Annotated in this window: 18 protein-coding genes; 16 read left to right on the top strand and 2 right to left on the bottom strand. The window is 50.6% G+C overall.

The annotated features are described in order from the left end of the window. Positions 1–70 precede the first annotated feature (70 nt). From ACQ5ES_RS05060 to ACQ5ES_RS04985, 16 genes are all read left to right on the top strand, one after another. Positions 71–616 (top strand): GspH/FimT family pseudopilin, encoded by a 546-nt coding sequence (locus tag ACQ5ES_RS05060; protein WP_445014848.1) that lies wholly within the window; start codon positions 71–73, stop codon positions 614–616. Next, positions 610–1,227, top strand: coding sequence for a prepilin-type N-terminal cleavage/methylation domain-containing protein (locus ACQ5ES_RS05055; protein ID WP_445014847.1), 618 nt, complete (start codon positions 610–612; stop codon positions 1,225–1,227). The genes ACQ5ES_RS05060 and ACQ5ES_RS05055 overlap by 7 nt, the downstream gene beginning before the upstream one ends. After that, entirely contained in the window at positions 1,217–2,338 is a 1,122-nt protein-coding gene (locus tag ACQ5ES_RS05050) for a hypothetical protein (protein ID WP_445014846.1), read from the top strand. Before ACQ5ES_RS05055 ends, ACQ5ES_RS05050 begins: the two co-directional genes overlap by 11 nt. After that, on the top strand, positions 2,328–4,277 hold the full coding sequence (locus tag ACQ5ES_RS05045) for a prepilin-type N-terminal cleavage/methylation domain-containing protein (protein WP_445014845.1): 1,950 nt from the start codon (positions 2,328–2,330) through the stop codon (positions 4,275–4,277). The genes ACQ5ES_RS05050 and ACQ5ES_RS05045 overlap by 11 nt, the downstream gene beginning before the upstream one ends. Positions 4,278–4,348: 71 nt before the next feature. Further along, positions 4,349–4,957, top strand: coding sequence for a cytochrome c biogenesis heme-transporting ATPase CcmA (gene ccmA, locus ACQ5ES_RS05040; RefSeq protein ID WP_445014844.1), 609 nt, complete (start codon positions 4,349–4,351; stop codon positions 4,955–4,957). Next, complete coding sequence (gene ccmB, locus ACQ5ES_RS05035; RefSeq protein ID WP_445014843.1) at positions 4,954–5,637, top strand: heme exporter protein CcmB; 684 nt, start codon at positions 4,954–4,956, stop codon at positions 5,635–5,637. The genes ccmA and ccmB overlap by 4 nt, the downstream gene beginning before the upstream one ends. A gap of 1 nt (position 5,638) precedes the next feature. Continuing rightward, on the top strand, positions 5,639–6,409 hold the full coding sequence (locus ACQ5ES_RS05030; protein ID WP_445014842.1) for a heme ABC transporter permease: 771 nt from the start codon (positions 5,639–5,641) through the stop codon (positions 6,407–6,409). Then, on the top strand, positions 6,409–6,609 hold the full coding sequence (gene ccmD / locus ACQ5ES_RS05025) for a heme exporter protein CcmD (RefSeq protein ID WP_445014841.1): 201 nt from the start codon (positions 6,409–6,411) through the stop codon (positions 6,607–6,609). Before ACQ5ES_RS05030 ends, ccmD begins: the two co-directional genes overlap by 1 nt. A gap of 5 nt (positions 6,610–6,614) precedes the next feature. Next, on the top strand, positions 6,615–7,103 hold the full coding sequence (ccmE, locus tag ACQ5ES_RS05020) for a cytochrome c maturation protein CcmE (RefSeq protein ID WP_445014840.1): 489 nt from the start codon (positions 6,615–6,617) through the stop codon (positions 7,101–7,103). Next, positions 7,100–9,055: a heme lyase CcmF/NrfE family subunit gene (locus ACQ5ES_RS05015; RefSeq protein ID WP_445014839.1), complete on the top strand. Its 1,956-nt coding sequence runs from the start codon at positions 7,100–7,102 to the stop codon at positions 9,053–9,055. Before ccmE ends, ACQ5ES_RS05015 begins: the two co-directional genes overlap by 4 nt. Next, positions 9,052–9,606, top strand: coding sequence for a DsbE family thiol:disulfide interchange protein (locus tag ACQ5ES_RS05010; protein WP_445014838.1), 555 nt, complete (start codon positions 9,052–9,054; stop codon positions 9,604–9,606). The genes ACQ5ES_RS05015 and ACQ5ES_RS05010 overlap by 4 nt, the downstream gene beginning before the upstream one ends. Continuing rightward, positions 9,606–10,100: a cytochrome c-type biogenesis protein gene (locus ACQ5ES_RS05005; RefSeq protein WP_445014837.1), complete on the top strand. Its 495-nt coding sequence runs from the start codon at positions 9,606–9,608 to the stop codon at positions 10,098–10,100. The genes ACQ5ES_RS05010 and ACQ5ES_RS05005 overlap by 1 nt, the downstream gene beginning before the upstream one ends. Further along, positions 10,097–11,332 (top strand): c-type cytochrome biogenesis protein CcmI, encoded by a 1,236-nt coding sequence (ccmI, locus tag ACQ5ES_RS05000; RefSeq protein WP_445014836.1) that lies wholly within the window; start codon positions 10,097–10,099, stop codon positions 11,330–11,332. Before ACQ5ES_RS05005 ends, ccmI begins: the two co-directional genes overlap by 4 nt. 12 nt (positions 11,333–11,344) lie before the next feature. Next, positions 11,345–12,094 carry an MlaA family lipoprotein gene (locus ACQ5ES_RS04995; protein ID WP_445014835.1) on the top strand — a complete coding sequence of 250 codons (750 nt, stop codon included), beginning with the start codon at positions 11,345–11,347 and terminating at the stop codon, positions 12,092–12,094. A 35-nt stretch (positions 12,095–12,129) separates the two neighbouring features. Next, entirely contained in the window at positions 12,130–13,014 is an 885-nt protein-coding gene (gene galU, locus ACQ5ES_RS04990) for a UTP--glucose-1-phosphate uridylyltransferase GalU (RefSeq protein ID WP_445014834.1), read from the top strand. Between the two features lie 168 nt (positions 13,015–13,182). Continuing rightward, positions 13,183–14,733 (top strand): peptide MFS transporter, encoded by a 1,551-nt coding sequence (locus ACQ5ES_RS04985; RefSeq protein WP_445014833.1) that lies wholly within the window; start codon positions 13,183–13,185, stop codon positions 14,731–14,733. 1 nt (position 14,734) lies between these two features. Here ACQ5ES_RS04985 and ACQ5ES_RS04980 read toward each other — a convergent pair whose 3' ends face one another. Together ACQ5ES_RS04980 and cmoB are read right to left on the bottom strand one after the other, a co-directional pair. After that, positions 14,735–15,634 (bottom strand): LysR family transcriptional regulator, encoded by a 900-nt coding sequence (locus tag ACQ5ES_RS04980; RefSeq protein WP_445014832.1) that lies wholly within the window; start codon positions 15,632–15,634, stop codon positions 14,735–14,737. An 11-nt stretch (positions 15,635–15,645) separates the two neighbouring features. Next, on the bottom strand, positions 15,646–16,617 hold the full coding sequence (gene cmoB, locus ACQ5ES_RS04975) for a tRNA 5-methoxyuridine(34)/uridine 5-oxyacetic acid(34) synthase CmoB (RefSeq protein ID WP_445014831.1): 972 nt from the start codon (positions 16,615–16,617) through the stop codon (positions 15,646–15,648). Positions 16,618–16,650: the final 33 nt, after the last annotated feature.

Here is a 16,650-nt window from a genome sequence, read left to right as displayed (position 1 = left end):
CACTGTGAATAGTTAGTGTAACAATAGTAGATACGCTATTTTTGGCAAATACGCAATGCACAGACAACTTATGACATTATCAGTGATCCCACAGCGTGGCTTCACCTTGCTTGAGTTATTGGTCACCTTGGTGATTCTTTCCATTATTCTTGGCGCGGGAGTGCCTATGATGCTGGGGCTCGCCAAGTCGATGCGCTTACAAGGCGCAGCTCAGGATACCTACGCGCTGTTACAGTACGCTCGCTCTGACGCGTTACGCACCACCGAGAATCGGTTTGTGGTCTGGGATGAAGCAACAAGTGGTGAATGGTGTGCGGCCGTAGCCACAACTAATGGCTGTGACTGTATGACAGAAGATTGCAGCATAAACGGCGTTTTGCGGCAGATTAATAGTGCTGACTATACCAATGTTAGCGTCAATGCAGCTTTCGCTGCTGGTGACTATACTCGGTTTGATGGTATGCGTGGTCTCGCTGAAGGTCATGCGGGTTCAGCACAATACCAGTTAATGGATGGTACAACTGTTGAAGCAGAGGTGCGCGTCGTGGTCAGTCTGTTGGGGCGTATTCGTTACTGTACGCAGTCGGGTGATATCGGAGATTATCCAGCATGTTAAAACGGCAACAACGTGGGCTCTCTATTGTCGAGCTGATGATAACTATCTCGCTGGGTTTGTTGTTAATGGCAGCATTAACTGCGGTGTTTGCGAATACCCTTGGAGTTAACTCCAGAAGTTTGAAATTGAGTCAGTTACAAGAAGAGTCAACCACTGTAATGGGGCTGATTGTCGGTGATTTGCGGCGAGCGGGTTACCGGGGCGATGCGGCGGAGTTGGTGTTTGACCCGGCGAACGCCAGTATCGCATTTAACAATACGATTATTATCTCCAATTACGGTGGCGAAGCGCCCAATAGTTGTATCGTGTTTAGCTATGACGAAGATGGTGACGGGGTACATGATGGTGGAGCTGAAAATTTTGGCTACCGCTTGGCGGGTGGCCGCATACAGCGCCGCCAGAGCTCGTCAAATTGTAACAGTACGGGGTGGCAGAACTTAACCACCAACGAGATGATTAACGTCACTCGTCTCGAGTTCGCATTAACCGAGCAGATGTTTAATTTGGTCAATGAACAGCGGGTGACGGTGACACTTGAAGTTGCCATGCCAGAAGATAGTGAAATCAACCGGACCTTAGCAACAGAAGTGGTTATTCGAAATGCGTTTTAATCAATTACGGCGGAACAATTCGGGCTTTGCTACGGTAACACTAACAGTGTTGCTGCTGGCTATTATTATTCTGGTGACGCTGTATACCGCGAAGTTTAAAGCGCAAGAGCAGCGCATAATGCGTAACCATATGGCCATGATGGAGGCGCAAACTGTTGCCGATGCTGCACTTGAGCAAACTATCATGGAAATTGATAAAGACCGTAACAATCTGAACCGTACCATTACAGGTAGCATTGGCGGCGCAAATTACACGGCAACACTAACCAATGTCACTTATGCCAATACCCCGCGCGGTAACGTCGATGTGGTTGAGGTTGACGTGGTTGCTAATTCAGTTGATGGCTCAGCAACACAGCGTTCGGCACTGGAATTGATCGTGATGGGGTTGGTGCGCAGTGGGCCAAATGTACCTTTAGCTATTCGTGGCAGCATTAACGTTTCCGGTAGTTTTCAAATTGCTGCTAACCCTAACGGCGGCGGCGATGGTGTACCCTTATCGATCTGGAGTCGAGACGACGTTGATATCAATGGTAACGGCACGACATGCGGTCAGTGGGAGTTTGCAAACGGCGTTTGTGCATCGCAAACATTGAGTGAACGCGGTGACCATGGGATCGACATCCTCGATTCTGACCCTGCGTTCCCCGATGATTTATTGGATTATTTGTTCGGTATACCAGAAGAAAACTGGGAAGATCTGCGCGCCATGGCCAATGAAGAGTTGAATGGCTGTGGTTCGTTGGGACCGAATTCGACCGGACTTATTTGGATTAACGGCAATTGTGACATGCCTAGCAATAATGTCGGTTCACCAAGCGCACCTGCCATCATTATTGTTCATGACGGTGATTTTAAAATGAATGGTAACGTAACCTTGTACGGTATGGTTTTTCAGTTTGTCACACCAGGCCAGGCATCACCGCCGCAATATGAGATCACCCTGAACGGTGGTGCATTTGTCGAAGGCTCGATAATGGCAAGCCAAGATCCCAAGTTATCGAACGGTAACTTGACGGTGCGTTATAGTTCTGAGGTGTTGCAAAATATAGTCACCAACGATGAGTTCCGCAGAGTTTACCGAGTAGGAGGAAGCTGGCATGATTTCTAATCGCAAAGCACGAGGCTTCACTTTTGTAGAGGTGCTGGTTGCCCTAGTCATTATTGCCATTGGTGTGGCGGGATTAGTGAGCCTGCAACGGATGTTTATTCAATCGTCGACGCGGGCTACGGAACGCACTGCAGCGATGGAAATGGCTCAGGAAAAAATTGAGGAGCTACGCTTCACTCAGTATTCTTTACTTGCGGCAGGTACCGATACTGAACAACGTGAGGGGAAAACCTTCAGCCTTACGTGGACGAGTACCGATCAGTATCTGGTCGCTGGCACCTGGGTTGCGGAAGGCAGTGCAAGTGTACCGACTCCGCTACCCTCGGAAGCAGATGCAAAAGCCATAATTGTTACCGTAAGCTGGACCGAACGTGCTGGAGGCGCCGAGAGCCTCGCGCTGGAAGCTTGGTTTAATAATGTTGAAGGCAGGGATGGTGGACTTGTGGTGACCCAGCCGAATCCACGTCAGCGTCCAAGTGTGACCTATAATCCTGGTGTCGCGCCGGAAGTTATCGCAGTTCGACTAACCGATGATGACACCGCAACGCAGTATCTGGTTAAAGAAACCACCAAACCGACGCCACAAGTGGAACGTCGCGGTGATCGGCTGCAAGTTACCTTTGATACTGTGACCTACGATGAAGCAACGGAAACTCAGCGTATCGAAGATTTTGTCACGGTAAGTTGTGGTTGCAGCTTCGTGGGTGTTGGCGATACGGGTAAAACCCCTGCCAGATTAGTGTTAGAGGGCGGTTATTTAGTACTTGACCCTAATGGCTCGCAACCCACTACGAAAATGGTGGGGCAACCTGCGGATAGTAATCAACCGGAGTTGTGCTCGCTATGCTGCCGTGATCACCATGACAGTAATGAAATGCATCAAACGGGTAATGTGTATCGTGAAGAGAATACCTTAGCTCGTCTAGCGAGTGGTAATCATCGTCACTTTACCAATATTAACGGGAACTTAGTGCAAGCATCGCTCGGCGATGTTTATGAAGAATCATGCCGCATGCGCCGTGTGGATGGTTACTATGTGGTCTATCCAGACTGGGATATTAAATCCGTTAGCGTGATGAGCTCGCAATACTTGGTGAACTCAGTAACTAACTCGAATTATACCGATTATGTTCGTAGTGTCATTCGCGCTTTAGTACTTGGGCAAAGCTTGCCAGCCGAGCCTACGGATCGGGATATTGAGGTGGAGCCAGGAGCTTACCAGCTGATTGGTCGCGCCATTTACCTTGATAAAATGACATCTTCGCACCTTGATGCGGTTAAAACAGCGATTCAGAATGGTGAATCAGATTGGCCTGCCAAGGTTCCTTTTTATGAAGTCAACCTTACCCTGTTGGGTGACTGGGAGTCGTCAAATCCCGGTGTAGCCACGGTTACCAGTGAGCCGATTGAAACCATTGTTGAGCCCGAAAATAACTATTACGGCACTTATAGTCGTGGTCGTTTACAAACGGTCAGTGGTGGCACTACCACGGTCGATATTGATGTGGGCAAAGGTAATGCCAGTATTTTAGGAACTGGAGCCATTCATACCAACGATTCTGGTGTGAGCTATTCCAGCGCGCTAAATGTAACGGTTGTGGCTCAGGACTCTGATAATGTAGATCTGTACTCAATTACTGGTGAAATTAACTGTCTTTACAACAAGACCACTGGTAATACATCGTCGTGGGAAGCATGCAAGTCAAATGACTTCCGCAGCGTTGTGGTGTCTTCGTCTGAGCCCAATGTATCCTGCCAACTTTCGACAATTGGCAATACTAATACTACGGGGTACTCGTGTGATGGCGTTCGTGCCGGCACTAGCTTGACCGTTTCATTTACTAGCAGTGAACCAAACACGACATTTACACCCGCAAGTTTTACCGTGCAGGACATTGCAGCGGATGTGACGCAAAACATAGAAATGCGGATAAACTGATCCCTCAATTATTAAGTTATGCTACTATCGAGGCACTTAAAAAGTTGCCTCGGTAGTCGTGCTTATTCATCATGTCGACTCTTTTAACAGTTAAACAGCTTGTCTCACAGCGTGCCGGGCGGACGCTGTTTGCTGACCTCTCGTTCACCTTGCAACACGGCGACGTGCTGCATGTTGAAGGGGTCAACGGTGCGGGGAAGTCGACGTTGTTGCGTGCCCTGGTGGGTTTGGTTCAGTTGCAAGGCGGAGCGATTCACTACCATGAAGACGACTGGCGCGAGCAGCTGGTATTTATGGGACACAAGGCGGGCGTCAAAGCGGAACTCACCGCTCTTGAGAATGTAAGTTTGCAGGCACGGCTAAGTGGTAACGCCAAGGTAGACCCATGGCAGTTGTTGGCGACGGTCGGCCTTTTAGGTCTCGAAGACTTACCCGCGGGGCAACTATCGGCAGGCCAGCAACGCCGCATTGCTCTGACCCGTTTGTGGTACACCGACGCTTCGCTATGGATTCTCGACGAACCTTTCACCGCGCTTGATAGCGATGGCATCACCCTGTTACAGCAACGCTTTGCGGAACATACAGCAGCTGGCGGCGCGCTCATTATGACCTCACATCAATCCTTAACCTGGCAGCCGCAGCGCTTACAACGCTTGCGGATAACCGGAGGGGAGGAATGACACGAGCCTCTAGCTGGACCGCATTCACTATCACGATGCGGCGTGACTTAATGGTTGTCATGCGGCGGCGCAGCGACGTGTTGAACCCCTTGCTATTTATTCTCATGGTGGTAAGCCTGTTCCCGTTGGCAGTGGGGCCCGGACCTGACATTCTTGGTCGCATTGCAGCGGGTGTGATTTGGGTTGCTGCACTATTGTCAGCTTTGCTCGGTTCAGAGCGCTTATTCCGTGACGACTTTCTCGACGGCTCGCTTGAGCAATTAACCCTGTTGCCTCATCCCTTACCGCTGCTCGCGGCGGCTAAGATCGTTGTGCATTGGTTGCTGAGCGGCTTGCCATTAGTGATCCTGGCACCGTTATGTGCGTTATTACTAAAACTACCAAGCGAGGCTTGGTTGACATTGATGGGGACACTATTGGTAGGAACTCCGATTTTAAGTGCAGTAACAGCTATAGGAGCGGCATTAACCGTTAGCCTTGGACGCGGTGGGGCGCTGTTAAGTTTGTTGCTGCTACCGTTGTTTATTCCTTTATTAATTTTCGCTAGCGGGGCTGTTGAAGCTGCGTTAGTGGGTACAGCTGCGTGGCCGCAGGTGTTACTATTAACGGGTTTAAGTCTATTAACCTTGCTGCTGGCACCCTTTGCGGTAGCCGCGGCGATACGAGTGAGTGTGAATTGACATGTGGCGTTGGTTACATCCTTACGCAAAACCTGAAGTTGTTTATCATTTACTGGGTCGCTGGTTGCCTTGGGTAGCCGGTGCTGCGGCAGTAACTTTAGTGACTGGCTTGGTCTGGGGCTTGGCATTCGCACCTGCTGATTACCAACAAGGTGATAGCTACCGTATTATCTTTGTCCATGTACCTACCGCAATGTTCTCGATGAGTCTCTATGTTGCGCTGGCGATATCGGCGCTAGTGGGCCGTGTTTGGCAATTAAAAATGGCTGATTGGGCGCTGGCAGCGATTGCTCCTGTTGGGGTTACCTTCACCTTTATTTCGCTGGTGACCGGCGCAATATGGGGTAAACCTATGTGGGGGACTTGGTGGGAATGGGATGCGCGGCTCACCTCACAGTTAATTTTATTGTTTCTCTACATTGGCGTACTGGCGCTTTATCACGCCTTCAGCGACAATCGTAACGGCGCCAAAGCGGCTGGAATTTTGGCAATGGTGGGCGTCATTAATATCCCCATCATTCGTTATTCGGTTGAGTGGTGGAATACCTTGCATCAAGGTGCGACGCTGACCGTATTTGAACGGCCGCCAATGGCCAACAGTATGCTGTTCCCGCTGTTAGTGGCCATTTTAGGGTTTGCCCTGCTGGCGGCAGCATTGATCTTTCAGCGTATGCGTAATGAAATATTACGCCAGGAGTTACGCCGGCCATGGGTTAAAAATGAGCTTGGCAAAAAACTCACCAAGGAACTCAGCAAGGCGGAGCAAGCCTAATGGTATTCGATAGTTGGCAAGCATTTATTGCAATGGGCGGCTATGGCTTTTATGTCTGGTTGGCGTTTGCTATCAGTTTTTTTGCTATTGCTGTATTAGTGGTAAGTGGCTTGCGTGCACGCACTAAATTACTGCACGAGTTGGTTAAAGAGCAACGGCGACAACAGCGCCTGACACAACGGAAGAAAGAGGTATCCTAGTGGCGATGAATCCCCGACGAAAAAGACGATTGATGTGGGCGCTTGGCTTAGTTGCAGGAGTTGCTGTGGCCTTTAGTATTATTTTGTATGCGCTATCACAGAATATTGACCTGTTTTACACCCCCAGCGAAATCGTTGAAGGCAAAGGTAACGATGCCGTGAAGCCCACAGTTGGGCAGCGTCTGCGTATTGGTGGCATGGTGGTCGAAGGTTCTGTTAAGCGTGATCCGGAAACCCTGGAGGTCGAGTTTCTTGTCACCGATCTTGGCCCCGCAGTGAAAATCTTATACACCGGCATCTTGCCGGATCTGTTTCGTGAAGGGCAAGGTATCGTCGCGCAAGGCGTAATGGTCGAACCCAGGGTAATGAAAGCCTCTGAAGTGCTGGCAAAGCATGACGAGGAATACATGCCTCCCGAGCTTGCTGAGCAAATGAAGGGCATTAAACACGTCAATCCGAACCAGCCCGATGCGTTCGAAGGGAAACAACAATGATTGCTGAAGTAGGACAGTTTGCGTTAGCACTGGCTTTGGCCTTTTCGATCGTTTTGGCAGTGTATCCGTTGTGGGGCGCATATAAAGGTCATAGTGGCGCGATGCTGCTGGCGCGGCCTTTGGCTTACGGACAGTTTTTATTTACCGCGATTGCCTATGCTGCGCTGACCTGGGCCTTTGTGGTCAATGACTTCAGTGTTGCCTATGTTGCTGCAAACTCGAATACCCAATTACCGCTGGCTTACCGTATTACTGCGGTCTGGGGCTCGCACGAGGGCTCGTTTCTGCTCTGGATGTTAATGCAAGCGGGTTGGATAGCAGCTGTTGCAATGTTCTCGCGGCGTATGCCGGTGACGATGATGGCGCGGGTATTGGCGATACTGGGTCTGATTAGTGTTGGTTTCTACTTGTTCATGCTGAGCGTGTCGAATCCATTCGATCGCACGTTGCCGTGGATCCCCGTTGATGGACGTGACTTAAATCCGTTGCTGCAAGACCCCGGCATGATTATTCATCCGCCGATGCTTTATATGGGCTATGTTGGCTTCTCGGTGGCTTTTGCATTCGCGATTGCGGCCCTGTTAACCGGTAAATTGGATGCCGCGTGGGCACGTTGGTCACGGCCTTGGGCTACGGCTGCCTGGGCGTTTTTGACGCTAGGCATTGCTCTTGGTAGCTGGTGGGCATACTACGAACTCGGTTGGGGCGGCTGGTGGTTCTGGGACCCGGTAGAAAATGCTAGCTTCATGCCCTGGTTGGTGGGTACCGCATTAATCCACTCGTTGGCGGTGACCGAAAAACGTGGTGCATTCAAGTCCTGGACCGTTTTGCTGGCCATTTCAACTTTCAGCTTAAGTCTATTGGGAACTTTTTTGGTGCGTTCCGGGGTCATTGTATCGGTGCATGCCTTTGCCACAGATCCCGCGCGAGGGTTATTTATTCTCGGTCTGCTAGGCGTGGTTATTGGTGGTTCGCTGTTGTTATTTGCGCTGCGCGGCGGCGTGGTCAACAGTCATACCAAATACGAGGGCGTATCGCGCGAGGTTATGTTGCTGGGTAACAATATTCTGCTGATGGCGGCGACCCTGGTGGTGCTGTTGGGAACTTTGTTGCCGCTGGTGCATAAAGAAATGGGGCTGGGGTCGATTTCCATCGGCGTGCCGTTTTTCAATCAAATGTTCACCTGGTTGGTTGTGCCATTTGTTGCGTTGATGGGCTTAGGTCCGCTGTTTCGTTGGCGTCGACAAGCTTTACGGCCGCTGCGCAACAGCTTGGCACTTGCACTGGTGTTGGCGATTGCGTTGGGTTACCTGCTGCCCGTAATCGTTGCTGAACAACTTCATGCCATGGCGGTATTGGGCTTGATCATGGCGTTTTGGATTACTTTAACCTTAGTGACTGAGTTACGCCTACGAGTGCAGCAGCGTAAACAAGGTTTAGCTGGATTAACCAAACTTGGCCGCAGTCATTGGGGCATGGTGTTAGGGCATATGGGTTTTGCCATCACCTTGATTGGCATCGGTGCGGTATCGCAGTACGAAGTTGAGCGCGACATACGACTGGCGCCGGGTGAGAGTGTTGTGGTGCAGGGCTACCGTTTTCAGTTTGATGAGTTAAGCCAGCAGCGAGGACCCAACTACATCACTGACCATGCCGAGTTTTCGGTATATTCAGGTAACCAGAAAATTAGTGACTTGGTAAGTGAAAAGCGTTTCTATACGGTACAACGCATGAGTATGACCGAGGTTGGGCTGGACGCTGGTTTTACTCGCGATTTGTATGTTGCATTGGGTGAACCATTGGATAACAGCGATGCCTGGGCGATTCGCATTTACATTAAACCCTTTATTCGCTGGATCTGGTTGGGTGCTTTACTGATGGCACTCGGTGGCTTGTTGGCGATGACGGATAAGCGCTACCGAGCCTTTAAAAAGGCTGGGGGTGAGCGATGAGTAAGCATTGGCGTTGGGCAGTCCTATTACTACCTTTACTCGCGTTCATACTGCTGGTGGGCTTTTTGTTACGCGGACTTTTTTCCGATCCGACAGAACTAAGCTCAGCATTGGTGGGCAAGCCGGTACCGCAATTTACCGTGCCCGACTTGTATGATCCGAGTCAAACCTATAACCAAGATGTGCTGCGTGGTGAGCCAATGTTGCTTAACGTTTGGGCCACTTGGTGTCCGACCTGCCGTGCCGAGCATGAGTATTTGAACCAGCTGGCAGCGCAGGGCGTGCCAATTATTGGCTTAAATTATAAAGACGACTCGCGCGATAAAGCGGTGAGCTGGTTGAATACCTTAGGTGATCCTTATCGCTTAAATTTATTTGATGCCGATGGGGCGGTTGCCCTGGAACTAGGTGTCTATGGGGCGCCAGAGACCTTTTTAATCGACCCTGAGGGGCGTATTCGCTATCGCCATGTCGGTGATGTTAATGAACGTGTTTGGCAAGGCGAATTAGGCCAACGTTATCGTGCTTTGCTGACACCGGGAGAAGGCTGATGCCAGGACTTCGTACGACAATTTATGTCGCGCTAACCTTAATGATCGGGCTAACCCTGATTGGAAAACCTGCCTACGCGCAGGATCTTGAGGTTTACACTTTTGCGGAACCGGCGAAAGAAGCGGTTTTTCAAGAGCTGATCGATGAGTTGCGCTGTCCGAAATGTCAAAATCAGAGTATTGCGGATTCCGACGCAGATCTGGCGCGAGATCTGCGTGATCGTACCTACCTGATGATTAAGAGTGGCGCGACCAAGCAAGAGGTTATCGATTTTATGGTCGCTCGGTACGGTGATTTTGTGCACTATCAACCGCCAATGACTATAGCGACCAGTATTTTGTGGTGGGGCCCGTTTGCGGTATTGATGATTGGTGGCATCGTGGTATTGGTGCGGGTCAGAACGCAACGCAGTTCAGAAGTTGAACTTAGTCCGGAAGATCGTACGCGATTAGCAGAGCTGCGCAAAGCCCAACAAAAGGATGACGAGGTATGAGCTGGATGTTAGTGACCAGCATGGTGGTACTAGCGCTGCTGGCGCTGGTATTAGTTGTGGTGTTTGGCGTGCGCCAGCAGGCGCAGCGTCACACTCGATTAGACGTTAATCGTGAGCTTTATGAGCAACGCCGGCAAGAGCTGGTGCAAGAGCATGCCGAGGGCTTACTAACCGATAAAGCGTTAACCGCCGCCGAGCAGGAACTAGACAAACGGTTTATCAGTGAAAACACCGAGCTTGAGCAGTTACAGGAACAAGCGATTGGTCGTGGCATTTGGTTACCCGCACTTATCATCGTGGTGCTCGCGGTTATAGGTTATGTGCTGTTCGGCAGCTGGCAACAACAACAGTTTGCGGAGCGGGCACGGCAAGCACTGCCATCGCTGGCAGAGAAAGTGATTACTAACCAACAGGCTACGCCAAGCGAAGAAGAGTTGCAGTTATTTGCGCTCGGTTTACGTCAACGCTTGCATGAAGATGGTGGTGATGCCCTGGCGTGGATGCTCTATGCCCGCGCTGCCGCGGCATTGCAGCAGTATGAACAGGCGCTTGCGGCTTATGAACGAGCTTACCAAATGGACAGTGAGCGCGCGGGCGTACTGCTCGGTTATGCGCAGCTGCTGATCAATATTGGCGGTGCCGAACGGTTGCAACGGGCGGCACAGTTATTGTCGAAACTGTTGCAATTGCAGCCGCAGAATAGTGATGCGTTATCGTTAACTGGCGCAGTCGCTTATCAACGTGGTGATTGGGCGCAAGCAGCGCAGGCCTGGAAGTTATTATTACAAATTATGCCGAAGGATGATCCACGGTATACGGCGGTACAAAACGCCCTGGCCGATGCTGAACAGCGCCAGGCAGGCACGCAGCGTGAACTCAGGGTCACCGTTGAACTTGCTCCTGAGTTGCGCGCCCGATTGCCTGAGCAAGCAACGCTATTTGTGTTTGTGAAAGCTCCTGATGGTGCGCCTATGCCAGCAGCAGTTGTGCGCCAACCGGTAACTGAGTTTCCGGTGGAAGTGACGTTGTCAGATGCCAATGCCATGCTAGCAGATTACCAAATGAGTCAATTAAACCAGTGGCTGGTGGAAGCACGGATATCCACCGATGATCGCATTGAAATCAGCAGTGGTGATTTGGGGGCTACCCCGCAAACAGTGACTGCGGATGCGCAGGTTAATCTGACTCTTACGATCAATAAAATTCTTGAACCGGCCTCTCGCGAGGATTAAAAGGAGCGACTTTTGAAAGCCTATTTGCTACCTGTAGTTGTACTTGTGTTGGGTTTGGGAGGCTGTGCCACCGCTCCCGACGATCCCTATGCCGAACCACGAGATCCGTATGAAGAAGTAAACCGTGATATCTGGGATTTCAACGAAAGTCTTGATGATTATGTGCTTTGGCCTGTGGCGCGAACCTACGGCAAGGTTCCGCAGCCGGTGCGTTCCGGTTTATTAAATGCTGCGGAAAACCTCAGCGAGCCGTCTTACCTGGTGAACAACACCTTGCAGGGCAAATTTAAAGATGCCGGGGTGTCGTTCTGGCGCTTCTTGATAAATAGTACCGTGGGTGTGCTTGGTGTATTTGATGTAGCGACCCCGATGGGCCTGACAGTGCGTGAAGAAGGTTTTGGTGAAACCTTAGCAACCTGGGGAGTGGGTAATGGTCCGTACTTAATGTTGCCGGCTATGGGGCCTACGGTACCAGTAGATCGCGGGGGAGACGTTGTTGATGGTCTATACTTTCCGCTGGATGATTTGAATACACCAGTGAGTATTGCCCGTTTCACGATAAAGGTGTTAGAAATGCGCTTGCGTCTGCAGGAGCAACAAGCATTGATGGAAAACTCACTTGATTCCTATAGTTTTGTTCGAGAAGCCTATTTTCAAAACTGGCGTGACAAAGTTTATGACGGTAATCCCCCCGCGGAACTGAATGAGAATGATGGCACGGAAGATCTTGGTGATGATTTTTATGACCAATTCGACAAATAGTCAAATTTATTGATAAACAACAAGGACCCGATGACATGGTAAAAAAAGTAGTCATCCCCGTTGCCGGTCTCGGTACACGGATGTTGCCCGCCACTAAGGCGATCCCAAAAGAGATGTTGCCGTTGGTGGATCGCCCTCTTATCCAGTTTATCGTGGAGGAGTGCGCTGCGGCAGGCTTGACCGAGATTATTTTGGTTACCCACTCGAGTAAGAACTCGATCGAGAACCATTTCGATACCAGTTTCGAACTTGAAACAACTCTGGAAACGCGGGTGAAGCGACAATTACTCGCAGAAGTACAAGCGATTACCCCACCAGGCGTGACTATCATGCATGTACGTCAGGGCGTTGCTAAGGGCCTCGGGCATGCTGTATTGTGCGCGCGACCGTTGATTGGTAACCAGCCGTTTGCTGTGGTGCTGCCCGATGTGCTGGTTGACGCCTCAACCTGTGATCTGAAAAAAGATAATTTGACCGAAATGATCCGTAATTTTAACGCTAACGGAGCAGCACAGGTCATGGTGGAAAAGGTTCCGCGCGATAAGGTGAATCAGTATGGTATTGCCGATATCGACGGCGCGGAGCTTGAGCCTGGTGAGCAGGCGGCAATTAAACAATTGGTGGAAAAGCCTACAATAGATAAAGCACCGTCGGATCTTGCTGTGGTGGGCCGCTACGTCTTTCCATCGGCATTATGGGGTCTGCTCGAACGCACCCCGGTAGGTGCTGGCAACGAAATCCAGCTTACTGACGCCATGGATATGCTGCTTGCACAACAACCTGTTCATGCTTACTACATGAAAGGCGGCAGCAACGACTGCGGCAATAAATTTGGCTACGCCCAAGCTTTCGTCGAACATGCACTGCGCCACCCAGAGCTCGGCGACGCAATGCGAACCTGGCTAAAATCCCAACTCTAACTAAAAAAACTCCAGCAGGGGCAGCCCCCTCTATTTCTTTACAATGTAAGGGCTGCCCCTGCTGTTAATTCTGCAATTGAGCTTTTTCTATTTCTTTTTGTGCGCGAAATCGGTAGGGTATTACGGTTTTGATACGCTAATAACAACAACAACAGTGAAGGCATAGGTATGGAACCTAAAAATACGCAACAACAGGACAATGGTTTTTTCGGTCAACCGGCCGGTTTGCAAACCTTGTTCTTTACCGAAATGTGGGAACGCATGAGTTATTACGGCATGCGTGCGCTACTCGTACTTTTCATGACCGCAGCAATTCAAGAAGGCGGTCTGGGTATGACAGTAGCAGTGGCTACCGCCATTTATGGCTTATACACTGGTGCGGTTTACTTCATGGGGCTACCAGGCGGTTGGATTGCTGACCGTTTGATTGGTGGCCAACGCGCAACCTGGTATGGCGGTATTGTGATCATGTGTGGTCACATCGTGCTGGCTATTCCTACCGACACATCATTTTTCCTCGGTCTAATTTTAGTTGTGCTCGGTACTGGTATGTTGAAACCCAACATCAGTGCCTTAGTTGGACAGCTTTATGACGATGGCGATGACCGCCGCGATGCGGGTTATACCTTGTACTACATGGGTATCAACATTGGTTCATTGATTGGTTACCTGGTAACCGGTTATCTGATGGAAAATGTCGGCTGGCATTGGGCCTTTGGCGCCGCGGCAGTGGGTATGTTCTTTGGTCTGCTGCAATACCGCGCAACCTTGCCTAAATTGGGTAGTATTGGGGTCGATGCTCCGAAGCCTCTGTCCCCGCAAGGTCGCCGTATAAGCTGGTCGATTATCGGTTTATTCCTGGTTGGTCTGGGCGTGGTCTTTGTCGCGACAATTAGCGGTGCGATGACGATTGATCCAGTTGCTATTGCACAATACGTAGCGCTTGCTGCGACCATTGTGTTCTTCGTTTATTACCTGAGTATCTTCATCTTCGGTAAACTTACGAAAAATGAAGCTAAACGATTAGGCGCGCTGTTTCTGGTGTGTATTGCGTCAATCTGCTTCTGGGCAGGCTTTGAGCAAGCCGGTTCATCGCTGAACTTGTTTGCGCGTGACCTGACCGACCGCATGATTGGCACGTTTGAAGTGCCTACCGCTTGGTTCCAGATGCTTAACTCTGGTTTCTTGATTGCGTTGTCACCATTTTTTGCCGCACTTTGGGTGAATTTAACCAAGCGAATGATAAATCCATCGTATGGTTTCAAGAGTGCGCTTGGCTTAACTATCATGGCCAGTGGCTTTATTGTGATGTTCTTTGCCTCACAAGCCGCCGCATCGGGTATGAAAGTATCACCTAACTGGTTGGTTGCGGTTTACTTCCTGCACACGGTCGGTGAGCTCTGCTTGAGCCCGGTAGCCTTGAGTGCCGTAAGTAAATTGGCGCCGCGTCGTATGGCTGGACAAATGATGGGTATTTTCGTACTGACGTACTCAATCGGTAGCCTATTAGCAGGTTTGATAGCGGGTAACCTCGATCCAGAAAATACCTCGACCATGCCTGACATGTACATGCAAATCACGCTGTTCGGTATTGGGGTGGGTGTTGTGGTGTTCTTTGTCTCGCTGAAAACGCGTAAATGGGAAGAGCTTGCGGGTCAACCGGATCCTGAGCACGTGGCGATCAACGCTAACGAGCCAATCGATAAAGCTAAGTTTTAAACTAAGCTGAGGTGTTGGTGAGTTCGCTCACCAACATATCGTACAGTAACCGGGCGCAAGGCCCGGTTTTCTCGTCTTTGGGTAACACTAAATACATCCCACCTTCGCGCCGCGAACTGCCCGCTAAGGTCAATTCAGCCAGGTTATTAGTTGCACCCGTGACGAAAGGCGGCAACCAGCAAAAACCAATGCCTGCTTCCACAAGATGTAACGCCTCGGTGAAATTATTGACCGTCCAGCGTTGTTCCGCTTTTAGCCAACCCTCAGCTTCAACGGGTTTACGGGCGGTATCGCGAATGACGATCTGTAAGTATTGACTGAGTTGATCAGGGCTAACCGGCTGTGGCAGTTGTGCCAGGGGATGACTGGCGGCCACCACCAGCTGCATTTGGTAATTGGTTAAGGGTTCACCGACAACACCACGCGGCAATTGATGGGTAATGACGATATCTGCGGTTTGTTCAACGATGGCTTCAACTGAACCGGTTAATACCGCATCCTCAATAATTAATCGGCTGCCACGACTATGTAACTGAAATTCGCGCAAAACTGGCAGTAATTGCTTACGGTCGAATACCATTTCGATAGCCAATTTTATTTCCGGCTCCCAACCTTGTTTCAAATTTAAGGCCAACTGTTCGAGTTCGGTTACTAAAACGGTCAGTTGTCGCGAACGCCGCAGCATCACTTCACCCGTGGTCGTTAGTTCAGCTTTGCGACCCACCACCTTAAGTAACTTGACGCCAAGACTTTGCTGTAGCTTGGCGACCGCATGATTCATCGAACTCTGGCTCTTGTTAAGAGCTTCTGCGGCGCGCGCATAGCCACCGTAATCAACAACTGCTTGCAGAATACGCCATTGCTCAAGCGTGGTCTTTGGGCGGAAGTTTAGTGTAGCCATGGACGCGTTCCTTAAGCTTTGGCGATGATGACCGCACGACGCGGTGCCGGGTAGCCTTCAATGGTTTTACTGGGATCATGTGGGTCAAGAAAATCAGCCAACGATTGTCCGGTCATCCATGCGGTTGCGCGTTGCTCACTAATGTCGGTGACCGACTCGTCAACCACTCGAGCATCACGAAAGCCGCAGCGTTCCAGCCAGTGCAGCAAAGCCAGAGAGCTTGGAATAAACCAGACATTGCGCATCTTGGCATAGGTTTGTCCGGGTACTAGAACAGTCGTGGCGTCGCCTTCTACCACCAGGGTTTCTAGTACCAACTGGCCGTGGGAACGGAGCTGCGCTTTTAATTGAGCCAGAAAGTCGATGGGTGACCGGCGGTGGTACAGCACGCCCATACTGAACACGGTGTCAAAAGCACGCAGTTCGGGCAAATCTTCGACACCCAGTGGGAACCAGTGAGCTCGAGCTTGCAACTTTGCCGGCATAAAGTGACGGATGGCGAGAAATTGTGCTAAGAAAAGCTGGCCAGGGTCAACGCCCCAAACCTGTTCGGCACCACTTTCAAGCATGCGCCAGAGGTGGTAGCCACTGCCGCAACCGACATCCAATACCTGATGACCGCTGAGGTCGCCAATGTGCGGTGCGACCCGCTGCCATTTATAATCTGAACGCCACTCGGTGTCGATATGCACACCGTGTAGGTTGAACGGGCCCTTGCGCCACGGCGTCAGCTGTTGTAATAAACCACGAATACGACTTTGCTCGCCGTCAGTAACGTCGGCGCCTTGCACGGTAACAGTGTCAGCGAGGCTGACCTGTTCAGCGGCGAGGTTTGGCAGCTGTGCCACGCATTTCAGCCACTTGCGTAGTTCACCGTGTTGCTGTGCCTGTTGCCAATGTTCAAGCTGCGCTGGCAAGTGGGTAAGCCAGTGACTGAGCGGCGATTGCGCCAGCGCAATCAAATCATTTTTGAATAAAGTCATAAAATACCGTTGGTTTGAACAAACAGCGAACAG

The sequence above is a fragment of the Pseudidiomarina xizangensis genome (assembly GCF_052541995.1).
The sequence above is the reverse complement of the archived record's forward strand: the minus strand, read 5'-3'. Positions and strand labels throughout refer to the sequence as shown.